We start from the raw sequence: 16446 nt of genomic DNA, 5'->3' as shown, positions 1-16446 counted from the left end.
TTACTTCCGGTAGGTGGCTTGCTTCACGGCGTCGATGACGTCCGCGATGGTCGGCAGGGCCAGCTTCTCGAGGTTGGCCGCATAGGGCATCGGCACGTCCTTGCCGGCGACGCGCACCGGCGGGGCGTCCAGGTGGTCGAAGGCGTGCTCGATCACCTGCATCGCCACCTCGCCGCCGATGCCGGAGAAGGCCCAGCCCTCCTCGACGGTGACGAGGCGGTTGGTCTTCTTCACCGAGGCGACGACCGTGTCGATGTCCAGCGGGCGGATGGTGCGGAGGTTGACCACCTCGGCCTCGATGCCCTCCTCGGCCAGCTTCTCGGCCGCCTGCATCGCCAGGCCCACCTCGATGCTGTAGGCGACGATGGTGACGTCCTTGCCCTGGCGCTCCACCTTGGCCTTGCCGATCGGCAGGATGAAGTCCTCGGCGGTCGGGCACTCGAAGCTCTGGCCGTAGAGGATCTCGTTCTCCAGCACGATCACCGGGTTCGGGTCGCGGATGGCGGCGCGCAGCAGGCCCTTCGCGTCGGCCGCGGACCAGGGGGCGACCACCTTCAGCCCGGGCACATGCGCGAACCAGGAGGCGTAGTCCTGGCTGTGCTGCGCCGCCACGCGGGCGGCCGCGCCGTTCGGGCCGCGGAAGACGATCGGGCAGCCGAGCTGGCCGCCGGACATGTACAGCGTCTTGGCGGCGCTGTTCACGATCTGGTCGATCGCCTGCATGGAGAAGTTGAAGGTCATGAACTCGACGATCGGCTTCAGCCCGGTGAAGGCAGCGCCCACCGCCATGCCGGTGAAACCGTGCTCGGTGATGGGCGTGTCCACCACCCGCTTCGGGCCGAACTCGTCCAGCAAACCCTGGGAGATCTTGTAGGCGCCCTGGTATTGGGCGACTTCCTCGCCCATCAGGAACACCTTGTCGTCGGCCCGCATCTCGGCGGCCATGGCATCGCGCAGCGCCTCGCGCACGGTGATGCTTTTGGTCTCGCCCCAGTCCTTCTCGGGCTCAGCGGCGGGCATCTTGGGCTCGGCCTTGGCCTCGGGGCGCTCCTGCGCGCCGCGCGCGGCCACGGCGCCATGGTCCTCGGCCTGCTCGGCGATCGCCCCCGTCTCGCCGCCCTGCATGGTGGCGTTGGAGACCGGCTGCTGGGGTCCGGCGGAGGCGTTGCCGCCATCCCCGCCGTCGATCTCGGCGATCGGCGAGTTCACCGCCACGTTCTCGGTGCCCTCGGCGACGAGGAGCTTGGTCAGCGTGCCCTCATCGACCGCCTCGACCTCCATCGTGGCCTTGTCGGTCTCGATCTCGGCGATCACGTCGCCGGCGGCGACGCTGTCGCCTTCCTTCTTCAGCCAGCGCGCCAGCTTCCCCTCGGTCATGGTGGGCGAGAGGGCGGGCATCAGGATCGTCGCACCCATCGGTCAGCGAGCCTCCACCAGAATATCGGTCCACAGCTCGCTCTCGTCCGGCTCCGGCGAGCTCTGGGCGAAGTCCGCCGCCTCGGCGACGATGCGCTTCACGTCGTCGTCCACCGTCTTCAGCCCGGCCTCGTCCTGGCCGCGCTCCAGCAGGCGCTTGCGCGCGGTCTCGATCGGGTCGTGCTGCTCGCGCATCTTCTGCACTTCCTCGCGCGTGCGGTATTTCGCCGGATCGGACATCGAGTGGCCGCGGTAGCGGTAGGTCAGCATCTCCAGGATGTAGGGGCCCTTGCCTTCGCGGCAGTGGGCCACGGCGCGCTCACCGGCGAGGCGGACCGCCTCGACGTCCATGCCGTCCACCTGCTCGCCAGGGATGTTCCAGGGCGCGCCGTCCTTGGACCGGTCCTTGGAGGCCGAGGCGCGCTCCATGGAGGTGCCCATGCCGTAGCGGTTGTTCTCGATGATATAGACGACCGGCAGCTTGAACAGGGCGGCGAGGTTGTAGCTCTCGTACACCTGGCCCTGGTTCGCCGCGCCCTCGCCGTAATAGGTCAGGCAGACATTGCCGTTGTCGCGGTACATGTTGGCGAAGGCGAGGCCGGTACCGAGCGAGACCTGCGCGCCGACGATGCCATGGCCGCCGAAGAAGCCCTTCTCGCGGCTGAACATGTGCATGGAGCCGCCCTTGCCCTTGGAATAGCCGCCCTCGCGCCCGGTGAGCTCGGCCATCACGCCGCGCGCCTCCATGCCGGTGGCGAGCATATGGCCATGGTCGCGGTAGGAGGTGATCACCTGGTCACCCGGCTGCAGGCACATCTGCATGCCGACGACAACCGCTTCCTGGCCGATATAGAGGTGGCAGAAGCCTCCGATCAGGCCCATCCCGTAGAGCTGGCCCGCCTTCTCCTCAAAGCGGCGGATCAGCAGCATGTCCCGGTAGGCCTGAAGCAGACGCTCCTGAGGGAGCGCGGAGGAATCGGCTGGCGGCGCCTTTGCCCTGCCGCGACGCTTGGTGGTGCCCGCTTCGGCGCCTTTAACCATCCGGCTGCTCCATGATTCGTTGGCCGCCGCGCAGGAATTGGCGGCGTTGCAAGGCCGGAGATACGTGGCTCCCGCCCAGTCTGCAAGCTTCGCGCAAGGGCTAACCCTCTGATGCTGCACCGCAATATGTAGATTAACCAGGATCAAGTTTAACCACGGAAAGCATATGAACGGGCGCAATGGGCGGATGGTTCTGCGCCGTTGTTCTGGTCGAATCTTTCGCCTCACTCCTCCGAGGCGAAATCCATGCGTCGTTTGCTCCTGACGAACTTCGGCATCCATGCCGCCGATCAACTCGCCTTGGCGGCGCTGCCGCTGATTGCCACGCTGCTGATGCCGGGCGGCCCTGCGCTGGCCGGGATGCTGGTGGCCGCTCAGGGTGCGGCGTGGCTTCTGCTGTCGCTGCCCGCCGGCGCCTGGGTGGACCGCTTTCCACGGCGCCGGCTCATGGTGGCGGCCTCAGCCATTGCCGCGCTGGCGTTGGTGCCGGCCAGCCTTTCCGTCGCCGCGGCGCCCGTGCTGGCGATGCTGGTGATGCTGGCGGCCGCCGGAACGGTGGTGACGGTGCTGGCCAGCTTCGCCATCCTGCCCGAACTGGTCGGGCGGGACGGCCTGCCGCTCGCCAATGCGCGGCTGGAACTGGCCCGCGCCGCGGCGACGCTGTTAGCCGCGCCCCTGGCCGGGACGCTGGCGGCGCTCGGGCGGCCGGAGGGGGCTTTGCTGCTGGCGGCTGGGCTGGCCGCCCTCGCGGCACTGGGAGCAGGCGGATTACCCACACCGGGTGTGCCGCCCTCCGCCGAACCTCGTCCGATGCTGCACCTTCTCTCGGCTGGCGCCCGCTTCGTCTGGGATCAGCCCCTGCTGCGCGCGGTGGCCACCGCGGCGGTGGCCTGGAACTTCGCCTTTTTCGCGCTCGCCGCCGTTGCCATGCCGCTGGCGCTGGAGGTGCTGCAGCTCTCGCCACGCCTCGCCGGCCTGGCGATCGGCGGCTACGGCGCGGGGCTGATGGCCGGCGCACTGCTGGCGGGGCGCCTGGCGCCACGGCAGGCGCCAGGCCGGATGCTGCTGGCCGGGCCGGCGCTTTCGGTGCTGGCCATGCTGGCCTGGGGCGCGGCCTTGCGGGCCGGGACGCCCGGCGCCCGGCTGGGGCTGGTGGCGATGGCGCAGTTCCTGCTCGGCTTTGGGCCGATGCTTTGGCAGGTGGTGCAGACCAGCCTGCGGCAGGTGGTGACGCCACCGGCGTTGCTCGGCCGGGTAGGGGCGACCATGCAGGTGGCGGTGTTCGGCGTGCGGCCGCTCGGCGCGCTGGCGGGCGGCGCGCTGGCGGCGCAGATGGGCTTCGGCGCCACGCTCTGGCTGGTGGCGCTCGGCTTCACGCTGTCGCTGGTGGTGGTTGCCGCCTCGCCGCTGCGGCGGCTGCGTGCGATGCCGGCGCCGGCGTGAGGCTCAGGCGCTCCGGCCCCCCACCACCCGGCCGACGCAGGGATTGCCGCCGAGCCAGTAGCACAACTCGGCCGGCCGCCCGATGCGGTAGAGCGCGAGGTCGGCCCGCATTCCCGCCCGCAGCACACCACGGTCGCCCAGGCCCAGCGCGGCGGCGGCATGGCGGGTGACGCCGAGCAGCGCCTCGGCGACCGTCAGCCGGAACAGCGTGCAGCCCATGTTCAGCATCAGCAGCAGCGAACGCGCGGGGGACGAGCCGGGGTTGAGGTCCGTGGAGAGCGCCATGCGGACCCCGGCGGCGCGCATGGCGCCGATGTCCGGGTGCTTCGCGTCGCGCAGGAAATAGGTGGCGCCGGGCAGCAGCACCGCGACGCTGCCCGCCTCGGCCATCGCGCGCAGCCCTTCCGCGCTGGCATGCTCCAGGTGGTCGGCGGAGAGCGCGCCATGCCGCGCGGCCAGGGCGGCACCGCCGAGGTCGGAGAGCTGGTCGGCGTGCAGCTTGACCGGCAGGCCCGCGGCCTCAGCGGCCTCGAAGACGCGGGCGGTCTGCTCGGGCGAGAAGGCGATGCGCTCACAGAAGGCATCCACCGCATCGGCCAGCCCGGAGGTGGCGGCGGCTGGAATGATTTCGGTCGCCACGAAATTGGTGTAGGCATTCGCGCCGCCGGGGAAGTCCGGCGGCACCGCATGGGCGGCGAGCAGGGTGGTGGCGACCTCCACCGGATGCGCGGCGGCCAGCCGGCGGGCGACGCGCAGCATCTTCAGCTCGCTTTCGAGCTCCAGCCCATAGCCGGACTTGATCTCGACCGTGGTGACGCCTTCGGCCATCAGCCCCCGCAGCCGGGGTGTGGCGGCGGCCAGCAGCGCCGCCTCGCTGGCCTCACGGGTGGCGCGCACGCTGGAAAAGATGCCGCCACCGGCGCGGGCGATCTCCTCATAGGTGGCGCCGGCCAGCCGCTGCTCGAATTCCGCCGCGCGGTCGCCGCCGAAGACCAGGTGCGTGTGGCAGTCGATCAGGCCGGGCAGGAGCCAGGCGCCGTCGCAGTCCGTGGTGGCAGCGGCGGGGCCGGGCAGCTCGGCGCGGCGGCCGATCCAGGCGATGCGGCCATCCCGCACCGCGAGCGCGCCGTCCTCGATGATCCCGAGCGGCGCATCCGCCGGCCCGTCCATGGTCGCGAGATGGGCGTTCAGCCAGACCTGGTCGAACACCGCTCAGCCCCCTTCGACGAAGCCGGTGAAGGCGCCGCGCTCGACGAGCCGCTTCACCGCGGCGATGTCGGGCGCCATGTGCCGGTCCTCGTCCCAGGGCGCGGCGACCTCGCGGACGCGCGCGATCGCCCCCTCCAGGGGGGTCGAAGAGGCGAGGGGGCGGTGGAAGCCCACCCCCTGCGCCGCCGCCAGCAGCTCGATGGCGAGGATGGCGGCGGTGTTGTCGGCCATCTCGGCGAGGCGCAGGGCGGCACCGGTGGCCATGCTCACATGGTCCTCCTGGTTGGCGCTGGTGGGCAGGCTGTCCACGCTGCGCGGGGTGGCGAGCGCCTTGTTCTCGCTGGCCAGGGCGGCGGCGGTGACCTGGGCGATCATGAAGCCGGAGTTCAGCCCGCCCTCGCGCACCAGGAAGGCCGGCAGGCCGGAGAGCACGGGGTCGGTCAGCAGGGCGACGCGGCGCTCGGCCAGGGCACCGATCTCGGCCAGCACCAGGGCGAGGTTGTCGGCGGCGAAGGCCACCGGCTCGGCGTGGAAGTTGCCACCCGAGAGCACCTCGCCCTCGGCGGTGACGAGCGGGTTGTCGGTGACGGCATTGGCCTCGCGCGTCAGCACGGCGGCGGCGTGGTTCATCAGGTCCAGGCAGGCGCCCATGACCTGCGGCTGGCAGCGCAGGCAGTAGGGGTCCTGCACGCGGGCGTCGCCGGTGCGGTGGCTCTCGCGGATGGCGCTGCCCTCCAGCAGGGCGCGCAGCGCGGCGGCGGTGCGGATCTGTCCGGGCTGGCCGCGCAGCGCATGGATGCGGGGGTCGAAGGGCGTGTCGGAACCGCGCGCGGCGTCCACCGAGAGGGCGCCGGCCACCAGCGCGGTCAGCCACAGCGCCTCGGCGGTGAAGAGCCCAGCCAGGGCGAGGGCGGTGGAGACCTGCGTGCCGTTCAGCAGCGCCAACCCTTCCTTCGGGCCGAGTTCCAACGGTGCGAGGCCGGCGCGGCGCAGCGCCTCGGCGCCGGGCACCACCTCCTCGCCGATGATGGCCTCGCCCTCGCCGATCAGCACAAGCGCCATGTGCGCCAGCGGCGCCAGGTCGCCCGAGGCGCCCACGGAGCCCTTGGCCGGAATGGCGGGCAGGATGCCGCCCTCCAGCAGCGCCAGCAGTTGCGCAATGACCTGCGGCCGCACCGCCGAGGCGCCGCGCGCCAGGGAAAGCGCCTTCATCGCCAGGATCAGCCGCACCACGGGTGCGGGCAGGCATGGCCCGGTGCCGGCGGCATGGCTGCGCAGCAGGTTGCGCTGAAGCTTCGCCAGGTCCGCCCCGGCAATGCGCTGGCTGGCCAGCTTGCCGAAGCCGGTGTTGACGCCATAGAGCGCCTCGCCTTCGGCGATGCGGGCTGCGAGGGCGTTGACGGACGCCTCGACCGGCGCCTCCCAGCCCATGGGCAGCGCCAGCGCCTCGCCCTCCATCACGGCGCGCAACTCGTGCAGCGTGGCGCTGCCAGGGGTGACGATCATCGGGCGCGCCTCCTGTCCTGGGCCAGCATCGGCAGGTCGAGCCCCTGCTCCCGGGCGCAGTCGATGGCGATATCGTAGCCCGCGTCGGCATGGCGCATCACGCCGGTGGCAGGGTCGTTCCACAGCACGCGCCTCAGGCGCCGCGCCGCATCCTCGGTGCCGTCGGCCACGATCACCATGCCGGCATGCTGCGAATAGCCCATGCCGACACCGCCGCCATGGTGCAGCGAAACCCAGGTGGCGCCGGAGGCGGTGTTCAGCAGCGCGTTGAGCAGAGGCCAGTCGCTGACGGCATCCGATCCGTCCCGCATCGCCTCCGTCTCGCGGTTGGGCGAGGCGACGGAGCCGGAATCCAGATGGTCGCGGCCGATGACGACCGGCGCGGACAACTCGCCCCTAGCCACCATCTCGTTGAAGGCGAGGCCGAGCCGGTGCCGCTGCCCGAGCCCCACCCAGCAGATGCGCGCGGGCAGGCCCTGGAAGCGGATGCGCTCGCGCGCCATGTCGAGCCAGCGATGCAGGTGCGGATCGTCGGGGATGAGTTCCCGCACCTTGTCGTCGGTCTTGCGGATGTCCTCTGGGTCGCCGGAAAGCGCGGCCCAGCGGAAGGGGCCGATGCCGCGGCAGAAGAGCGGGCGGATATAGGCCGGCACGAAGCCCGGGAAGCCGAAAGCGCCGTCCAGCCCTTCATCCTTCGCCATCTGACGGATGTTGTTGCCGTAGTCGAGCACGGCGGAACCCATGCGCTGGAAGTCCAGCATGGCCTGCACATGCGCGACCATCGACCTCCTGGCGGCGGCGGCAACGGCCTTCGGGTCGCTCTCGCGCTTCGCCGCCCATTCCTCCAGCGTCCAGCCGGCGGGGAGATAGCCGTTGGAGGGATCATGCGCGCTGGTCTGGTCGGTGACGATGTCGGGCACCACGCCACGCCGCACCAGCTCGGGGAAGACTTCCGCGGCATTGCCGAGCAGGCCGACGCTGATCGCCTTCCGCTCCGCGCAGGCGGTGCGGATCATCGCCAGCGCCGCGTCCAGCGTTTCCGCGCGGTGGTCGAGATAGCCGGTTTCCAGCCGCTTCTCGATGCGCGAGGGCTGGCACTCCACCGCCAGCACCGACGCCCCGGCGAAGACGCCCGCCAGCGGCTGCGCGCCGCCCATGCCGCCCAACCCGGCGGTGAGGATCCAGCGCCCGGCGAGGTCGCCGCCGAAATGCTGCCGCCCGGCCTCGGCGAAGGTCTCAAAGGTGCCCTGCACGATGCCCTGGCTGCCGATATAGATCCACGAGCCCGCGGTCATCTGGCCGTACATCATCAGCCCGGCGCGATCGAGCGCGTTGAAGTGCTCCCAGTTCGCCCAGGCCGGCACCAGGTTGGAGTTGGCGATGAGCACGCGCGGCGCGTCCCCGTGCGTCTCGAAGACGCCGACCGGCTTGCCGGACTGCACCAGGAGGGTCTGGTTCTCCTCCAGCCGCTGCAGCACTGAAAGAATCGTCTCGTAGCATTGCCAGTCGCGCGCGGCGCGGCCGATGCCGCCATAGACGACCAGCTCGCCCGGACGCTCGGCGACCTCGTCGTCCAGGTTGTTCATCAGCATCCGCATCGCCGCCTCGGTGGTCCAGGACTTGGCGTGCAGGGTGCTGCCGCGCGGCGCGCGGATGGCGGGGGCGTTGCGGAAGCGGGTCTGCGACATGGGTCTGTCTCTTCCGATAATCGGTTCAGTCCAGCGCGCCGCCGAGCCGGTAGCGCGTGCCGGGATGGGTCAGCCAGGCGCGCGTCGCCACCACCTGCCAGGACCAGGTCCGGCGATGGATCAGCAGGCAAGGCTCCTCGGCGGGGATGTCGAGCGCCGCGGCCATCTCGGGCTCGGCGCGGATCGCCTCCACCACATGCTCCACCCGCTCGGGCGGGGCGCAGGAGGTCAGGTAGCGGAAGGGCGTGATGCGGGTGAAGTCCTGCTCCAGGAAGCGCGGCGCGATCACCGGGTTGACGACGCGGTCCTCGAACTGGACGGGGGCGCCGTTCTCCCGGTGCACCAGCCGGCAGCGGAACAGCTCGGCCCCTTCCGGCAGGCCGAAGGCGGCGGCCAGGGCCGCGTCCGCGCGGCAGCGGCCGAGGGAAAGCACGCGCGCCTCGTGCCTCCCGCCGCGCTCCTGCATCTCCTCGGCGATGTCGCGCAGCTCCAGCATGCTGGACTGCGGCTTGGCGCCCGCGACGAAGGTGCCGACGCCCTGCACCCGCACCAGCAGCCCCGCATCGGCCAGCTCGCGCAGCGCACGGTTGACGGTGACGCGGGAGACGCCGGTCATCCGCACCAGCTCGTTTTCCGAGGGCACGCGGTCCTCCGCCGACCATTCGCCGCTGGAGACGCGGCTGAGGATGAAGGCCTTGATCTGCTGGTAGCGGGGCGTGGCCGGGCTGGGCGAGGGCAGCAGGCCGGGAGCGGCGTCGGGCATGGGCGGGATGGTGGTTGTCTTGACAAGTCTCGTCAACCGGAATCACGATCCCGCATCCAGACCGGAAGGACGATCCCGGCCATGACCCTTTTCTTCACCGCCGAAGCCCTGCTGCCCGGAGGCTGGGCGAGGGATGTGCTGATCGAGGCCGATGCGGTGGGCACCATCCGCGCCGTCACGCCCGGCGCTGCCCCCGGCGCCGCCGAGCGGCTGCCAGGCGTTGTCGTCCCCGGCGTGCCGAACCTGCATTCGCACGCCTTCCAGCGCGCCATGGCCGGCCATGCCGAGCGCCGCTCGCCGCCCGAGGCACGCACCGCCGAAGGGGGGACGGATTCCTTCTGGACCTGGCGCAACACGATGTACCGCTTCGTCCACCGCTTCACGCCGGAGGATGCGGAGGCCGTCGCTGCCCAGCTTTACGCCGAATGCCTGGAATGGGGCTTCACCGGCGTCGCCGAGTTCCACTACCTGCACCACCAGCCCGACGGCACGCCCTATGCCGAGCCGGCGGAAATGGCGCTGCGGCACCTGGCGGCGGCGCGCCGCGCGGGCATCGGCCTCACCCTGCTGCCGAGCCTCTACCGGCATGGCGGAATCTTCGGGAAGGAGCCGGCAGCGGGGCAGCGCCGCTTCCTGAACGACCTCGACGGCTTCTGGCGCATCGTCGAGGACATTCGGGCCGCCATCGCCGGCGATCCGCAGGCCGGGCTGGGCCTCGCCCCGCATTCCCTGCGCGCGGTGACGCCCGCCATGCTGGCTGAGGTGGCGCGCTTCGGCGGCCCCATCCACATCCATGCCGCCGAGCAGGTCCGCGAGGTGGAGGAATGCCTCGCCGCCACCGGCGCGCGGCCCGTGCAATGGCTGCTGGAGAACGCGCCCGTGGACGCGCGCTGGTGCCTGATCCACTGCACCCACATGACGGAGGACGAGGCCGTGCGCCTCGCCCGGACCGGCGCCGTGGCGGGGCTCTGCCCGAGCACTGAGGCGTCGCTGGGTGACGGCATCTTCAGCCTGCCGCCCTATCGCGCGGCGGGCGGGCAGCTGGGCTTCGGTACGGACAGCCATGTGGGCACCTCGCCGCGCGACGAGATGCGCCAGCTCGAGACCAGCCAGCGCCTGGCGCAGCGCCACCGCTCCGTGGCCACCGACGCGGCGCACCCGCATCCCGCGCGGAACCTGCTGGAGGCGGCGGTGGCGGGCGGCGCGCAGGCCACCGGACGGGCGGCCGCCGGCATCGCCGCCGGGCAGCGCTGCGACCTGGTGGTGCTGGACCCGGAACACCCCACGCTCTGCGGCCGGGAAAGGGATGAGCTGCTGGATGCCTGGGTGTTCAGCGGCCAGGGCAATCCGGTGTGGCAGGTGGTTGTGGGCGGCCGGACGGTGGTGCGCGAGGGGCGCCATATCCATGCGGCGAAGATCGCGGCAGGCTTTCGGGCCGCGATGAGGAGGCTTGCCCGATGACCCCGACCATCCGTCCCGCCCGTCGCGCCGAGATGGGCCTGCTGGCCGATTGGGCGGCCAACGAGGGCTGGAACCCCGGCCTGCACGACGCCGACACCTTCTTCGCCGCCGATCCGGAGGGCTTCCTGCTGGCCGAAGCCGGCGGCGAAGCGGCCGGCTGCATCTCCGCCGTGCGGCAGGGCAGCGGGCACGGCTTCATCGGCTTCTACATCGTGCGTCCGGACTGGCGCGGGAAGGGCGTCGGCCTCGCGCTGTGGCGCGCGGGCATGGCGCGGCTCGCCGGGCGCGTGGTGGGGCTGGACGGCGTCGTCGCGCAGCAGGCGAGCTATGCTCGGTCCGGCTTCGTGCTCGCCTGGCGCAACCTCCGCTTCGCCGCCGCCGCGCCTGTGCGGCTCGGCGGCGGCGAGGGCGAGGTGCTCCCCGCCGGGAACGTGCCCTTCCAGGACGTCGCGGCACTGGACGCCGGCGTCTTCCCGGCCGAACGCGAGGCCTTCCTGCGCGCCTGGATGGCGGCGCCGGGCCATTGCGCGCTGGCGGTGCGCGGGGCGGGCGGGTTGCGCGGCTTCGGTGTGGCGCGGCCCTGCCGGGAGGGCACCAAGCTCGGCCCGCTGACCGCCACCGACCCCGCCGCCGCCCGTGCCCTGTTCAACGCGCTGGTGGCGGGCGCGCCTGGCCCGGTTTTCCTCGACCTGCCGGAGAGCAACCCGGCGGCGGTGGCGCTGGCCCGGGAAGCCGGCATGGCGTCCGCCTTCGAAACCGCCCGGATGTATGCCGGACCCGCCCCCACGCTGCGGCAGGAGCGGATCTTCGGCGTGGCGAGCTTCGAGCTGGGCTGATTCAGCCCGCCGCCGCCACCGCCTCCGCCGCGCGCATCACCCGCAGGAAGTTTCCGGACCACAGCAGGCCGATGGCCTCGGCGTCGTAGCCGCGGCGCTGCAGTTCCGCGGTGAGGCCGGCGCTTTCGGCCGCGTTCATCCAGCCCTGCACGCCGCCGCCGCCATCGAAGTCGGAGGAAAGGCCGACATGGGCGATGCCGATGCGCTGCACGGCATAGTCCACATGGTCGGCCATGTCGGCGACGGTGGCGCGGACCTTGCCGTCCGCTCCCGGCCCGCGCAGGAAGCCAGGGACGGCCGTGATCTGCATCAGCCCGCCGGTGGCGCGCAGGGCGTCCATCTGTTCGTCGTCGAGGTTGCGCGGATGGTCGCGCAAGGTGCGGCAGCAGGTATGCGTGGCGACCACCGGGGCACCCGACAGTTCCACCGCCTGCATCATGCTGGTCTTGGCGGCATGCGAGACATCCACCAGCAGGCCCAGCGCGTTCATCTCCACGATGGCGGCGCGGCCGAGGGAGGAGAGGCCGCCATGCAGCGCCGGGCCGTCACCCAGGTCGGGGCGGGGAATGGCGGCGTCGGCCAGCAGGTTGTGGCCATTATGCGTGATGGTGACGTAGCAGGCGCCGAGGCCGCGCCAGAGCGCGAGGCGGGAAAGGTCCTCGCCCATGCCGTAGCCATTCTCCACCGCCAGCAGCACGCCCAGAGCATCGGTGCCGCGCAACGCATCCAGCTCCGCCGCGCGGGCGATGATGCGGCGGTTGCCGCCTCCGGCGCTGCGGCGGATGACGCGCAGCATGGCCTCGGCGCGGCGCGCGGCATCCCCATGGGCCTCCGGCGTGCGCGGGCCCTGCGGCAGATAGGCGGCGAAGACCACCGCCCGCAGCCCGCCGGCCTCCATCTTCGGGAAGTCCACGCAGCGCTCGGTGGCGCCGCGGGGGTCCGGGGTGTGCGGCCAGGGGATGTCCACATGCGTGTCCAGGGTGAGGGTGGCCGCATGGACGGAGGCAGGGGAAAGGCTGTCGTTCATTGCTCACCGGGATACAGTGGAGGCCTCAGGGTCCGCTCCCTTGTGCACCGCGTCAACGGGGCGGCGCAGAAGCAGTGCGGCGCGGCGGGGGAGGGCGGATGCGGTCATGCCATTCTCTCCGGCGGCGTCCCGCGGGCAGGGTGCGGCGCCCCGGCCGGGGTGGCAAGCCCGGACCTGACCGGACCGGACCGCGCCCCCGCCGCGAGGCGCCGGACCCCGCCGGCGGCGCCGCTCCGGAGAGGGAACGGCCTCTGTCAGGCCTTCGCCGCCATCACCATCGCCAGCAGCTCCGGCAACGCTGTCGGCGCCAGCCAGCGGAAGGCGCCGACGATGCGGTTGCGCGGGTCCACCCAGATCACGTTGCCGCCCGCGCCCTGGGCGAAGAAGCTTTCGCGGCTGGCGGCGGGGTAGCGCCCCTGGCCGTTCAGCCACCAGAGCAGGCCGTAATCGGCGTTCAGCGCGCAGGGGGCGGTGCAGGCGGCGACCCAGCCCTCCGGCAGCACGCGCCGGCCCTCCCAGACGCCGTCCTGCAGCATGAGCTGGCCGATGCGCGCCTGGTCCTCGGCATGGGTGAAGACGCCGCCGCCCCAGTGCCCGCCGCCGGAGACGGACTGGATGCGCTGGCCATCAATCTCCACGAAGCTGGTGCGGTAGCCCTCCCAGCGCCAGTCCGCGCTGGCGCCGATGGGGTGCATGACGCGCTCGGCGAAAACCTCGGGCAGCGGGCGGCGGAAGCGGTGCAGCAGCGCGAGCGACAGCGCGTTCACCCGGACGTCGTTGTATTCCCAGTAGGTGCCGGGCGCCTTCAGTGGCCGGTCGATGCCCTTGGGCCCGGCGCCTTCGCGCTTCAGGTCGCGGCCGCGATCGATCCGGTCGGCCTTGCCGAACAGGGTGCCCTCCCACTCGCTGGTCTGCTGCAGCAGCATCCGCCAGGTGATGGCGCCGTTCTGCGGCCCCTCGAAGGCAGGGTCCCGCACGCTGGCCGAGACAGGGGCGTCGAGGTCGGCGATCAGACCGTCCCCCAGCGCCAGGCCGGCGAGCAAGGCAAGGTAGCTCTTGGCCACGCTGAAGGTCATGTCCACCCGGCGCGTGTCGCCCCAGCGCGCGACGAGGCGGCCCTCGCGCAGGATCAGCCCGTTCGGAGCGCCCCGCGCGGCGGTGTTGCCGAGCACCTCGTTGTCCGGCGGCGGCTCGAAGAAGCCACTCTCCAGATGCGCCAGCAGGTCACGTGGGAAGGGGCTGTCGCTCGCCTCGGCGAAGGCGACTGCCGCGGCGAGCCGGTCGGGGTCGAAGCCGGCCTCGGCCGGGGCGATAGGCGGAAAGGAGGATGGCGATTCCATGCGCAGGACGGTGCCCGCGCCGCCCGCGCCACGCAAGCCGGGGAAGGCCCAAGGGCGCGGCGAGGGGGAGGGATGCGGAACCGCCGCGCCCACCCCATCTCTGCGTCCGAACAGAGGAGGCTCGCATGCCTGAACCCGCGAACCGCGAAACCGCCATCCTGGGGGGCGGCTGCTTCTGGTGCATCGACGCGGCCTATCGCGACCTGCAGGGCGTCGAGGAGGTGGTCTCCGGCTATGCCGGCGGCCATGTCGAGAACCCGACCTACGAGCAGGTCTGCGGCAAGAAGACCGGCCATGCCGAGGTGGTGAAGGTGGTCTTCGACCCCGCCGTGCTCTCTTATGCCGACCTGCTGCGCATCTTCTTCACCCTGCACGACCCTACCACCAAGGACCGCCAGGGCGCCGATATCGGCCCGCAGTATCGCAGCATCGTCCTGACCACCTCGGACGCCCAGGCGGAAACGGCGCGGGCGGTGATGGCGGAGATCGAGGCGGAGGGGATCTGGGGCGCGCCGCTGGTGACGGAGGTGGAGCCCGCCGGCGCCTTCTGGCCGGCAGAGGCGGAACACCAGGACTACTTCAAGCGCAACCCGTGGTCTGGCTATTGCCGCGCGGTGATCGCGCCGAAGGTGGCGAAGTTCCGCAAGCGCTTCAACGACCGGCTGAAGGCGCGCGCGGCCTGAACTTGGACAGGGGGCGCCGCCCCCTGGATCCCCGCCGGGGTGCCCGCTGGGGTCCCGCTGGGGTGCCCGCTGGGGTGCCCGCTGGGGTGGCAGTGTCACCCCGGACCCCGCCTTCCGCTTCAGTGCCCGGCGGCCAGCGCCGCGTCCGGCTTGTCATGCACGCCAAGGCGCTCCACCAGCGTGGCGCTGGCCGCATTCAGGCCCACCACCTCGGCCGCGATACCGCGGGCGCGCAAGCCCAGCACCACCCGGTCCAGCGCGCCGATGCCGCTGATGTCCCAGAGATGCGCGCCGGAGACGTCGATCACCACGCGCTCCACCTCCTCCTTCAGGTCGAAGGCTGCCAGGAAATCCTCGGCGGAGGCGAAGAAGACCTGGCCCTGCACCGTATAGGTGCGCTGGCGGCCATCCTCCGAAAGCTCGGATCGCACGCTGAACATCCGCCGGACCTTGCCGGCGAAGAAGATGCCGCTCAGCAGCACGCCGACCAGCACGCCCTTGGCCAGGTCGTGGGTCAGCAGCACCACGGCCACCGTTGCCAGCATCACCACCGAGGAAGAGCGCGGGTGCGTCACCAGCGTCCGCAGCGAGGCCCAGCTGAAGGTGCCGATCGAGACCATGATCATCACCGCCACCAGGGCCGCCATGGGGATGCGGCGCACCAGGTCGCCCAGCACCAGGATCAGGAACAGCAGCACCACGCCGGCGGTGAAGGTGGAAAGCCGCCCGCGCCCGCCCGAGCGGACGTTGATCACGGACTGGCCGATCATCGCGCAGCCCGCCATGCCGCCGAGAAGGCCGGTGAAGAAGTTGCCCAGCCCCTGGCCGACGCATTCCCGCGAGCGGTGGCTCGCCGTGTCGGTCATCTCGTCCACCACCGCCGCCGTCATCAGCGATTCCAGCAGGCCAACCGCCGCCAGAGTCGCCGAGTAGGGCAGGATGATCCGCAACGTTTCCCAGTTCAGCGGCACCTCGGGGATGAAGAAGCTAGGCAGCGCGTCCGGCAGCGCGCCCATGTCGCCCACCGTGTGCAGCTGGCCGAAGCCGAAGCCGGCCGAGATCGCTGTCAGCACCACGATGCAGACCAGCGGCGAGGGCACCGCCTTGGTGAAGCGCGGCAGGATGTAGATGATGGCGAGCCCCAGCGCGACCATTGGGTAGGTCAGCATCGGCACGCCGATCAGCTCCGGCAACTGCGCCGAGAAGATCAGGATGGCCAGCGCGTTGACGAAGCCCGTCAGCACCGAGCGCGAGACGAAGCGCATCACCCGGCCCAGCCTGGCGAAGCCGGCCAGCATCTGCAGCACGCCGGTCAGGATTGTGGCGGCGAGCATGTATTGCAGGCCGTGGTCCTTCACGAGGTCCACCAGCACCACCGCCATGGCGCCGGTCGCGGCCGAGATCATCGCCGGGCGGCCGCCGGCGATGGCGGTGATGACCGCCATCGAGAAGGAGGCGTAAAGGCCGACCTTCGGATCGACGCCCGCGATGATGGAGAAGGCAATGGCCTCGGGGATCAGCGCGAGCGCGACCACAAGGCCGGACAGCAGGTCGGCACGGATATTGCCGAACCATTCGGCGCGCAGCCGGGATGGTGAGGACATGACAGGGAGTTTCGCTTTCGGCAGGAGGGACGGAGGGGAGCGCCAGCCACGCACGGCGTCAGCACGCCGGAGGCCGGCGCGGCTGCAACGCAGTGAATCGTTGGGTCTGGCGCAGGCCTACATCGGACCGTTCGGCTTCCTGGCGGGGGAGGCGTGGCGAGGGCTTATGCCGCAGCGCAAAATTGACAGCACCTCCTCTAACCCGCCGCCACAGCGGGTGACAAGCACGAAGATCGCCTGGCATGCTGCGGTAGCCGCATCGCTTCCAATAGAAGCAAGGCCAAGGCGGTCGTGCGGAGGGCTTGGACGCGGTTGTGGAAGGCCAGAGTCAGCGGACGGCGCCTGGACTTGGCCAGACGCCGTCAATACGCTGGGTTCCTTTTCGGAACTGTTCCTCCCCAAACTCGGCCTGCAGAGCAATCCCGAGAG

13 protein-coding genes are annotated in these 16446 nt (G+C 71.5%); 4 read left to right on the top strand and 9 right to left on the bottom strand.

Annotated elements, in window-relative coordinates:
• Both E0493_RS00455 and pdhA read right to left on the bottom strand, forming a co-directional pair.
• On the bottom strand, window positions 1-1416 hold the full coding sequence (locus E0493_RS00455; protein WP_160934944.1) for a pyruvate dehydrogenase complex E1 component subunit beta: 1416 nt from the start codon (window positions 1414-1416) through the stop codon (window positions 1-3).
• Between the two features lie 3 nt (window positions 1417-1419).
• Entirely contained in the window at window positions 1420-2457 is a 1038-nt protein-coding gene (pdhA, locus tag E0493_RS00450) for a pyruvate dehydrogenase (acetyl-transferring) E1 component subunit alpha (RefSeq protein WP_160934943.1), read from the bottom strand.
• 246 nt (window positions 2458-2703) lie between these two features.
• On the opposite strand from pdhA, the gene E0493_RS00445 reads away from it, so the two are divergent.
• The gene (locus E0493_RS00445) at window positions 2704-3900 is read left to right on the top strand and encodes an MFS transporter (protein ID WP_160934942.1); all 1197 of its coding nucleotides are present in this window, start codon (window positions 2704-2706) and stop codon (window positions 3898-3900) included.
• Between the two features lie 3 nt (window positions 3901-3903).
• On the opposite strand, the gene hutI is transcribed toward E0493_RS00445, so the two are convergent.
• From hutI to hutC, 4 genes are read right to left on the bottom strand one after another with little or no spacing between them, the layout of a single operon-like run.
• Complete coding sequence (gene hutI, locus E0493_RS00440; protein WP_160934941.1) at window positions 3904-5109, bottom strand: imidazolonepropionase; 1206 nt, start codon at window positions 5107-5109, stop codon at window positions 3904-3906.
• Between the two features lie 3 nt (window positions 5110-5112).
• Window positions 5113-6615 (bottom strand): histidine ammonia-lyase, encoded by a 1503-nt coding sequence (gene hutH / locus E0493_RS00435; protein WP_160934940.1) that lies wholly within the window; start codon window positions 6613-6615, stop codon window positions 5113-5115.
• Window positions 6612-8303 (bottom strand): urocanate hydratase, encoded by a 1692-nt coding sequence (gene hutU / locus E0493_RS00430; RefSeq protein WP_160934939.1) that lies wholly within the window; start codon window positions 8301-8303, stop codon window positions 6612-6614. Before hutU ends, hutH begins: the two co-directional genes overlap by 4 nt.
• 25 nt (window positions 8304-8328) lie before the next feature.
• The gene (gene hutC / locus E0493_RS00425) at window positions 8329-9102 is read right to left on the bottom strand and encodes a histidine utilization repressor (RefSeq protein ID WP_367614428.1); all 774 of its coding nucleotides are present in this window, start codon (window positions 9100-9102) and stop codon (window positions 8329-8331) included.
• A 45-nt stretch (window positions 9103-9147) separates the two neighbouring features.
• On the opposite strand from hutC, the gene E0493_RS00420 reads away from it, so the two are divergent.
• Together E0493_RS00420 and E0493_RS00415 are read left to right on the top strand one after the other, a co-directional pair.
• Complete coding sequence (locus E0493_RS00420) at window positions 9148-10527, top strand: formimidoylglutamate deiminase (protein ID WP_160934938.1); 1380 nt, start codon at window positions 9148-9150, stop codon at window positions 10525-10527.
• Window positions 10524-11363 (top strand): GNAT family N-acetyltransferase, encoded by an 840-nt coding sequence (locus E0493_RS00415; protein WP_160934937.1) that lies wholly within the window; start codon window positions 10524-10526, stop codon window positions 11361-11363. The genes E0493_RS00420 and E0493_RS00415 overlap by 4 nt, the downstream gene beginning before the upstream one ends.
• 1 nt (window position 11364) lies before the next feature.
• Here E0493_RS00415 and E0493_RS00410 read toward each other — a convergent pair whose 3' ends face one another.
• Window positions 11365-12390 carry a dipeptidase gene (locus E0493_RS00410; protein WP_160934936.1) on the bottom strand — a complete coding sequence of 342 codons (1026 nt, stop codon included), beginning with the start codon at window positions 12388-12390 and terminating at the stop codon, window positions 11365-11367.
• A 254-nt stretch (window positions 12391-12644) separates the two neighbouring features.
• The gene (locus E0493_RS00405) at window positions 12645-13730 is read right to left on the bottom strand and encodes a serine hydrolase domain-containing protein (protein WP_160934935.1); all 1086 of its coding nucleotides are present in this window, start codon (window positions 13728-13730) and stop codon (window positions 12645-12647) included.
• Between the two features lie 125 nt (window positions 13731-13855).
• Here E0493_RS00405 and msrA point away from each other — a divergent pair, with 125 nt between their 5' ends.
• Window positions 13856-14413, top strand: coding sequence for a peptide-methionine (S)-S-oxide reductase MsrA (gene msrA / locus E0493_RS00400; protein WP_160934934.1), 558 nt, complete (start codon window positions 13856-13858; stop codon window positions 14411-14413).
• Between the two features lie 119 nt (window positions 14414-14532).
• Here the strand turns inward: msrA and E0493_RS00395 are convergent, their stop codons facing one another.
• Complete coding sequence (locus E0493_RS00395) at window positions 14533-16017, bottom strand: SulP family inorganic anion transporter (RefSeq protein ID WP_160934933.1); 1485 nt, start codon at window positions 16015-16017, stop codon at window positions 14533-14535.
• Window positions 16018-16446: the final 429 nt, after the last annotated feature.

This window comes from Teichococcus coralli (assembly GCF_009829925.1).
Classification (GTDB): Bacteria; Pseudomonadota; Alphaproteobacteria; order Acetobacterales; family Acetobacteraceae; genus Pseudoroseomonas; species Pseudoroseomonas coralli.
The sequence above is the reverse complement of the archived record's forward strand: the minus strand, read 5'-3'. Positions and strand labels throughout refer to the sequence as shown.

Bases quoted from the DNA above. Each gene is read 5' to 3' on its own strand.
- E0493_RS00455 (WP_160934944.1), bottom strand. From the start codon at position 1,416: ATGGGTGCGACGATCCTGATGCCCGCCCTCTCGCCCACCATGACCGAG.
- E0493_RS00395 (WP_160934933.1), bottom strand. From the start codon at position 16,017: ATGTCCTCACCATCCCGGCTGCGCGCCGAATGGTTCGGCAATATCCGT.
- E0493_RS00405 (WP_160934935.1), bottom strand. From the start codon at position 13,730: ATGGAATCGCCATCCTCCTTTCCGCCTATCGCCCCGGCCGAGGCCGGC.
- E0493_RS00445 (WP_160934942.1), top strand. From the start codon at position 2,704: ATGCGTCGTTTGCTCCTGACGAACTTCGGCATCCATGCCGCCGATCAA.
- E0493_RS00415 (WP_160934937.1), top strand. From the start codon at position 10,524: ATGACCCCGACCATCCGTCCCGCCCGTCGCGCCGAGATGGGCCTGCTG.
- hutU (WP_160934939.1), bottom strand. From the start codon at position 8,303: ATGTCGCAGACCCGCTTCCGCAACGCCCCCGCCATCCGCGCGCCGCGC.
- E0493_RS00420 (WP_160934938.1), top strand. From the start codon at position 9,148: ATGACCCTTTTCTTCACCGCCGAAGCCCTGCTGCCCGGAGGCTGGGCG.
- E0493_RS00410 (WP_160934936.1), bottom strand. From the start codon at position 12,390: ATGAACGACAGCCTTTCCCCTGCCTCCGTCCATGCGGCCACCCTCACC.
- msrA (WP_160934934.1), top strand. From the start codon at position 13,856: ATGCCTGAACCCGCGAACCGCGAAACCGCCATCCTGGGGGGCGGCTGC.
- hutH (WP_160934940.1), bottom strand. From the start codon at position 6,615: ATGATCGTCACCCCTGGCAGCGCCACGCTGCACGAGTTGCGCGCCGTG.
- pdhA (WP_160934943.1), bottom strand. From the start codon at position 2,457: ATGGTTAAAGGCGCCGAAGCGGGCACCACCAAGCGTCGCGGCAGGGCA.